This is a genomic window from Tannerella sp., assembly GCF_030528505.1.
In the GTDB taxonomy this organism is placed as follows: domain Bacteria; phylum Bacteroidota; class Bacteroidia; order Bacteroidales; family Tannerellaceae; genus Tannerella.
This window is the reverse complement of record NZ_JAUMYS010000034.1, coordinates 22387-30070: the sequence shown is the minus strand read 5'-3', so window position 1 is coordinate 30070 and position 7684 is coordinate 22387. Positions and strand designations below refer to the sequence as shown.

Sequence of the window (7684 nt, the reverse complement as noted above, 5' to 3'; positions counted from 1 at the left end):
AAATCCGATTGATTTTTCCTTTCGGAGTTTTCCCGAAAGGGAATTTTTTAATTGCACGTCAAAAATACATTGCTTGCATCGGAAAAAAAAGAGATCAATGATGTTTTAAAACATAGAAATGGACGATTGAACGTTTTTTCTTCTGTTCGGTCGTTATTTTTTCGTTATCGGACAAACAGGGTCGGGCAAAATCGTCACGGTCTTTACTGCTTGCCCGAAGGCGGGGCGAGTTGGCGGGTGCGGAATTCGGAGGGAGACATCCCGAACTGTTCGCGGAAGCATTTGGAGAAATATTTCGGCGAGCCGAAGCCTACTTTGTATGCCACGTCGGCGATATTCATTTCCGGATGACTTTGGAGCAGGTAGGTGGCTTTTTTCATCCGGATGGTGAGGATAAATTCGTTGGGAGTTTGCCCGGTGACGCCTTTGATTTTATGGAACAGGCGGGTGCGTCCCAACGCCATTTCGCGCGAGAAGAGGGCGACGTCGAAATCTTCGTCGGACAGATGTTGTTCGATGACCTGACGGGCGCGTTCGATAAATTCGCGGTCGATTTCGTTCGAGGCGATGGCCGAGGGAGGGAGTTCGGTCGAGCGTCCGAATTTTTCCTGCAGCAGGCGTCGTCCGTTGATCAGGTTTTGGCAGCGCGCGACGAGCAGGTTCACATCGAACGGTTTGGTGATATAGTCGTCGGCTCCGAGGCGGAGGCTGTCGAGTTTGGCTTCGACGGCGGTTTGTGCCGTGAGCAGGACGACGGGGATGTGCGACGTGGCGAAATTGTTTTTGATTCGCAGGCACATTTCGCTTCCTGAGAGGAGGGGCATCATCAGGTCGCTCAATACGATATCGGGCTGATGGCGGATGGTTTTCCGTAGTCCTTCTTCGCCGTTCGAGGCGGTATGGACCGTGTAGATCGGCTCGAGGATGCTTTGCAGCACATGAAGCAGTTCGGGGTTGTCTTCTACGATCAGGATGGAAGGCCGCTCGCGGTTGCTTTCGGTCGTGTCGGGAGAAGGCGTGTCGGGCAGCGCGTCGTAGACTTCGACGGGGCGTATATGCCATTCGCCGGCCGCCTGCAATCCGCGCTTTTGCCCGTCCGAGAGATGCCCGTCGCCTTTCTTCATCACTACTTCGAAGGTGCTGCCTTCGCCGATGCGGCTCGATACAAGCACGCGCGCCCCGTGCGCGTCGGCGATATGTTTCGTCAGCGCCAGTCCGATGCCTGTTCCGGGCGATACGGATTCGTCGGTCTTCAGTCCGGTATCTACCTGATAGAAGCGGTCGAAGATATGGGGGATGTCGCTTTCGCGGATGCCCTGTCCGCTGTCGCGCACGGCGATGCGGACTTCGTCGGCATGTTCGCTCACGCTCATCCCGACGCTCCCGCCGGCCGACGTATATTTGAAGGCGTTGGAGAGCAGGTTGTAGAATACTTTCTGCATCTGTGCCGGGTCGAACCACAAGCGTATGCTTTCGCGGTCGGTATGGAAGGTGAACTCGATCTGCCTGTGTCCCGCGTATTCTTCGAAGGCGAGATACATTTCGTGCATGAATTTAACGATGTCGTGCTCACCTGCGCGGATCACGAGCTTACCGTTCTCGGCCTTGCGAAACTCCATCAGTTCGTTGATCAGGTTTTGCATAAGCCCGATGTTGCGACGCACACTGACCATGCGGCGGTGCACGTCGGCAGACGTCTTGCCCGTCTGCATCATCGTGTCTATCTGACTGGCGATGATCGTCAGCGGGGTCCGGAACTCGTGTGTGATATTGGTGAAGAAACGCAGCTTCGACTGGTTGACGGCCTCTAAATGCTCCTTTTCTTTCTTCTGGTATTCGAGCGAGGCCACGAGCCTCACCCTCGACTGGACGAACCGGACGTAAAGCGCGGCCAGCGCGGCGAGCAAGAGGGCGTAACACAGATAGGCGTACCACGTTTGGTAGAACGGAGGCGCTACGTGCAAATGCAGGGCGGTGTCTGCCAGCACGGCGCCGTCGATCGGCGAGACGGCCTCCAGTTCGAGGCGATATTTGCCCGGACGGATGCCGGCAAAGTTAAACCGGTGGGTGCTGGGTTGCACCGACATCCATTGTGCGGACAGCCCCAGCAACCGGTACCGGAAACCGGGACGGTTGGTGGCGATGAAATGATCGGACGAAAATTCGAACTCCAGCATCGACTGTTTGTGATTCAGTGCGACGGATTCGGTAAACGGTAGCGCTGCGTTCAGGATGCCCGAAGCATCGCCGGGCAGCACCGGAGCATGATTGACCCACAGCTGCGAGAGATACAGATTGAAAGGCGGGAGCCGGGCCGCCAACTTGTCTTCGGCGAAAGATACCATGCCGTTCATGCCGGCGATATAGACTTCGTTGTCGGCCGTGACGGTCAGTCCGCCGTTGTAAAGCGAGTTGAGCGGAAAGCCGCTACCGGAGTCGTAATGGTTGATTTCCTGCGTGGCGGGATCGAGGGTCGAGAAACCCTGTGTGGTGGCCAGCAGCAATTTGCCCGAAGGCAGTTCGGCCAGATTGCTGATATAGGCGTTCGAGAGCGAACGGTTGTCAGTATCGAAGCGTGTAAAAGAATCGGACGAAGGATTGTAAAGATTCACCCCGCCTCCGTTCGTGGCAATCCATACGTTGCGTTTGCGGTCGATCAGGATTTTGTTGATCTGGTTGTTACTGAGCGACGCCGGATCGTCTTTGCGATGCGTATAACTCCGGCAGATTCCCGTCCGTAGGTCGTACCGGTACAGTCCGTGGCTGGCGATCCACAGCCGGTCTTCGTCGTCGGGCTGCACATCGATGAAGTAGGTGACCGACCGATGCAATGTTTCGGAAAAAACGGAGAATTGCGCGGTGCGGCGGTCGAACACGTAGAGCCCGTTGTAGGTGGCCACGAGCAGGTGCTCGCGGTAGGGGAGAATGGCCCGGACGACATTCGATTCGTGCAGGGCGGAGTTGATTTCGCGGTAAAACGTCATCTGCTGCGTTTTCGTATCGAGCATGCAGAGACCTTCCAGATGCAGGCCGAGCCATAACTGATGGCGAGCGCGGTCGTAATAGGCCGTCTTGATGTTTTTCTGCCTCAGCGCGGCATAGTCTGTGTACGTCTTCTCCGACGGATCGTACAAAAGCAGCCCGTTGCCCTCGGTACAGAGAAAGAGCCGGCCATCTTCTGCCTCGATCACCCGGCTGATGACCGGAAAAGGCTTGTTTCGCAACACGCCTTTCTGCAAGTCGTGGAACGTGTAAAAGTCATATTCGGGGTTGAAATAATTGACCCCGCCGAAGTACGTGCCGGCCCAAATCGTGCCTTGCCGGTCTTTGTATAAATACCAAACCGATTCGTTCGATAGCTTTTGCAGGTTGTGCTCTTCCGAGTCGTAATGCGTAAACTGTTCCGTGACGGTATCGAACCGGTCGAGTCCGTTCTTCGTGCCGATCCATATACGGCCGCTGTTGTCTTCGCATACGGTGCGTACGAAGTTCGACGAGAGCGCGCGGCCATCGGCGCTCTCGCGGTAGTTGACGACGGTGCCCTGCGGCGTCAGCCGGTACAGTCCGTTCCGCCACGTGGCGATCCAGAGGTTCTGCCGGCTGTCTTCGTAGATCGACGAGACACGACTGCAACCCGTGATAAGCGGCATGGCGTGCCCATCCGCCCCGACGGTGTATACCCCCGAATCGATCGTACCGATGACGAGCTGCCCGTCTGCCCGGATGTGAATCCGCGTGATGACCGTTTGTGCAGGGCCTGTTTCAAGAAGAAGCGAGAATTTGCCTTCACGATACGTGTAGAGACGGTTTTGCGCGGCCAGCAGCAAACGGCCGGTGTCGTAGGCCATCGCATCGTACGGTTTATCCGCGATGCGTGACAAGGTGCGCGTGCGCAGGTCGAACCGGTCGATGCCGTTTTGAGTCTGGATGAATACGGAGCCTTGGCCGTCGCCACAGATCGTTTTGATCAGATTGCCCGACAGCGAATGCGGATCGTCTTCTTTCGGTTGCAACACGGTCATGCTGCTTCCGTTGTACAGGTTCAGCCCTTCACGCGTGCCGAACCACATCGTGCCCAACTCGTCCTGATAGATGCTCATGACCGATAGCTGGGACAGACCGTTCTCGATACCGATTTTCGAGAAGTATACATCGCCGCGATGACCGTAGGCTACTACGGTACCCCATACCCCGACAAGCGTCAGCACCAAGCGGTATATCCATATACGGACGGCAGACGACATAAGTTCGAATCTGTTTGTTTTTCCGAAAGAAAAGAGACGTACCTTCCGGCGCGTCTCTTTTGGTTATATCATATATAATGTATAGGAATGTTTAGAGTCCCTTGCCGTGGCAGTTTTTGTATTTCTTGCCGCTGCCGCACGGACACGGATCGTTCCGTCCCGCTTTTTTCTCGACGCGCACCGGCTCCTGAGGCTGCCGCGACTGTCCCGCGCCCGTCGGAGGTTTGGGAAGCAACGGGTCGCCGCTTCCACCGGCTTGTCCGCCACTGCTGACCGTATCTTTCTCCGTACGGTAACGGCTCATGTCCGTGCGTCGTTCGGGAGCGGCCTCGCGCACCTGCATCGGTTGTTGTTCTTCCTCACGTACGGGAATCTGTCCGCGCATCAGCACGGCCACCGTCTTCTTGTTCATCTCCTCGACCATGACTTTGAACAGGTTATACGCTTCGAGCTTGTAGATCAACAACGGGTCTTTGTTTTCGTAGCTGGCGTTCTGTACCGATTGGCGCAGATCGTCCATCTCGCGAAGATGCTCCTTCCACGATTCATCGATCGTATGCAGCGTGATGGCTTTCTGAAACGCTTTCACGATGGCTTTCGAATCCGTTTCGTAAGCCTCTTTCAGGTTGCAGGAGATGTTGTACATCCGCTTACCGTCGGTGATCGGAATCATGATGTTTTCGTACATCGCTCCCTGATTCTCGAACACCTGTTTGATAACCGGATTGGCTACTTGCGCCATCCTTTCCGTCCGACGCTTATACTGCTTCATCACCGCGTCGAAGACCTCGTTGATGAGCTGGTCGGTTTTCATTTCGCGGAATGTCTCTTCCGAAACGGGGCATTCAAGCGCGAGTGTGCGGAAAAGCTCCAGTTTGAACCCTTCGAAATCGCCGCTGTCTACCGCCTGCTCGACGAGGGCTGTCGTCGTGTCGTAGAGCGTGTTCATCACATCGAGACCGATCCGTTCCCCCATCAGGGCGTGACGCCGGCGCGTGTAAATCACGCTTCGCTGCGAGTTCATCACGTCGTCGTATTCGAGCAGACGTTTGCGGATACCGAAGTTGTTTTCTTCCACCTTCTTCTGCGCGCGTTCCACCGACTTGCTGAGCATATTGTGCTCAAGCACTTCGCCCTCTTTGAATCCGAGTTTGTCCATCAGTCCGGCGATTCGTTCCGAGGCGAAGAGACGCATCAGGTTGTCTTCGAGCGAAACGAAGAACACGGACGAGCCGGGGTCGCCCTGACGTCCCGCACGACCGCGTAGCTGCCGGTCTACACGACGGCTCTCGTGACGTTCGGTACCGATAATCGCCAATCCTCCGGCCGCGCGTACGGCCGGTGACAGCTTGATGTCGGTTCCGCGACCGGCCATGTTCGTGGCGATGGTCACCGTGCCCGACTGCCCCGCCAGCGCGACGATCTCCGCCTCCCGCTGATGCAGTTTCGCATTCAATACATTGTGCGGAATCTTACGCATGTGGAGCATACGGCTCAACAATTCCGAAATTTCGACCGAAGTCGTACCCACCAGCACCGGGCGGCCGGCTTCAATCAGCGCGCTGATCTCCTCGATCACCGCGTTGTACTTTTCGCGCGTTGTCTTGTAGATGCGGTCGTTCATGTCGGTACGCGCAATCGGCTTGTTCGTCGGGATGACCACGACATCCAGCTTATAAATGTTCCAAAGCTCGCCGGCTTCCGTTTCGGCCGTACCGGTCATCCCCGACAGCTTATGATACATACGGAAATAATTCTGCAAGGTAATGGTGGCGAACGTCTGAGTGGCCGCTTCTACCTTCACGCGCTCTTTCGCTTCGATAGCCTGATGCAACCCGTCCGAATAACGACGGCCTTCCATGATACGGCCGGTCTGCTCGTCGACGATCTTCACCTGTCCGTCGATGACCACGTATTCGTCGTCTTTCTCGAAGAGCGTGTAGGCTTTCAGCAGCTGGTTGATCGTGTGCACGCGCTCGCTCTTGATCGAGTAGTTCGTTAGCAACTCGTCCTTTTTGGCTTGTTTCTCCGCCTCCGATAATCCCGTGTTGCTGATTTCCGACAGTTGCGAGGCGATGTCGGGCAGCACGAAGAATTGCGGGTCTTCCATATTACCCGTCAGCAGGTCGAGCCCTTTATCGGTCAGCTCGATGCTGTTGTTTTTCTCGTCGATGACGAAATAGAGTTCGTCGGTTACGAGGTGCATGTTGCGCATGTTGTCCTGCATGTAAAACTCTTCGGTCTTGAGCATACTGGCTTTTACGCCCTGTTCGCTCAGGAATTTGATGAGCGCCTTGTTTTTGGGCAGTCCCTTGAACGAGCGATAGAGCAGGAGGGTTCCTTCTTCGTGCGTTTTCTTGTCGTCGCTCGCCATCTTCGACTTGGCTTCGGTGAGGAGCTTCGTACACAAGTTCTTCTGAGCGTTGACTACGGTTTCTACCTTCGTACGGTATTCGTCGAAGAGTTGTTCTTCGCCTTTGGGCACGGGACCGGAGATAATCAACGGCGTACGCGCGTCGTCGATCAATACCGAGTCTACCTCGTCGACGATCGCGTAGTTGTGTTTGCGTTGTACGAGGTCCTGCGGGCTGATGGCCATGTTGTCGCGCAGGTAGTCGAAACCGAACTCGTTGTTCGTTCCGAACGTGATGTCGGCCAGATAAGCCTTGCGGCGGCTGTCGGAGTTCGGCTGGTGCTTGTCGATGCAATCGACCGACAGCCCGTGAAACATGTAAAGCGGTCCCATCCACTCCGAGTCACGCTTCGAGAGGTAGTCGTTGACCGTAACCACATGTACGCCTTCGCCTGTGAGGGCGTTGAGGAAGACGGGCAGCGTCGCTACAAGCGTCTTTCCTTCGCCGGTGGCCATTTCGGCTATCTTTCCCTTGTGCAGCACGACACCGCCGAAGAGCTGCACATCGTAATGTATCATGTCCCATTTCACCTCGTTACCGCCGGCTACCCAATGGTTCTGATAAATCGCCTTGTCGCCTTCGATGCGTACGAAGTCGTGGCTGGCCGCCAAGTCGCGGTCGAAATCTGTCGCTGTGACCGTAATCTCTTCGTTCTGCACGAAACGACGCGCCGTATCTTTGACGATGGCAAAAGCTTCGGGCAGCACTTCCTCCAGCACTTTCTCGTACTGATCGGCTATCTTCTTTTCGATTTCGTCTACTTCAGCCCAGATCGTTTCGCGCTCTTCCAATTCTTTTCCGTCGATGCCCTTGCGCAACTCTTCGATGCGCTTTTTTTCTTCGCTCACGTAATCCTGTATGCGCTTGCGGATATCTACCGAACGGGCACGCAGCTCATCGTGCGAGAGCGCCTCGATGGCCGGATAGGCCGCCTTGATTTTATCTACGTAAGGCGTTATTTCTTTTAAATCTCGTTGTGACTTGTTGCCGAACAACTTCGTCATTATTTCGTTAAATCCCATATCG

Annotated in this window: 2 protein-coding genes; both read right to left on the bottom strand. The window is 55.5% G+C overall.

Annotated elements, in window-relative coordinates:
* Positions 1-203: 203 nt before the first annotated feature.
* The gene (locus Q4A89_RS06890) at positions 204-4244 is read right to left on the bottom strand and encodes a two-component regulator propeller domain-containing protein (protein WP_303184503.1); all 4041 of its coding nucleotides are present in this window, start codon (positions 4242-4244) and stop codon (positions 204-206) included.
* A gap of 91 nt (positions 4245-4335) precedes the next feature.
* Positions 4336-7680, bottom strand: a complete 3345-nt coding sequence (gene secA / locus Q4A89_RS06885) for a preprotein translocase subunit SecA (RefSeq protein WP_303184502.1) — start codon at positions 7678-7680, stop codon at positions 4336-4338.
* Positions 7681-7684: the final 4 nt, after the last annotated feature.

What these genes read in the sequence shown, in the direction of transcription:
- Q4A89_RS06890 (WP_303184503.1), bottom strand. Translation starts at nt 4,244, where the DNA reads ATGTCGTCTGCCGTCCGTATATGGATATACCGCTTGGTGCTGACGCTT.
- secA (WP_303184502.1), bottom strand. Translation starts at nt 7,680, where the DNA reads ATGGGATTTAACGAAATAATGACGAAGTTGTTCGGCAACAAGTCACAA.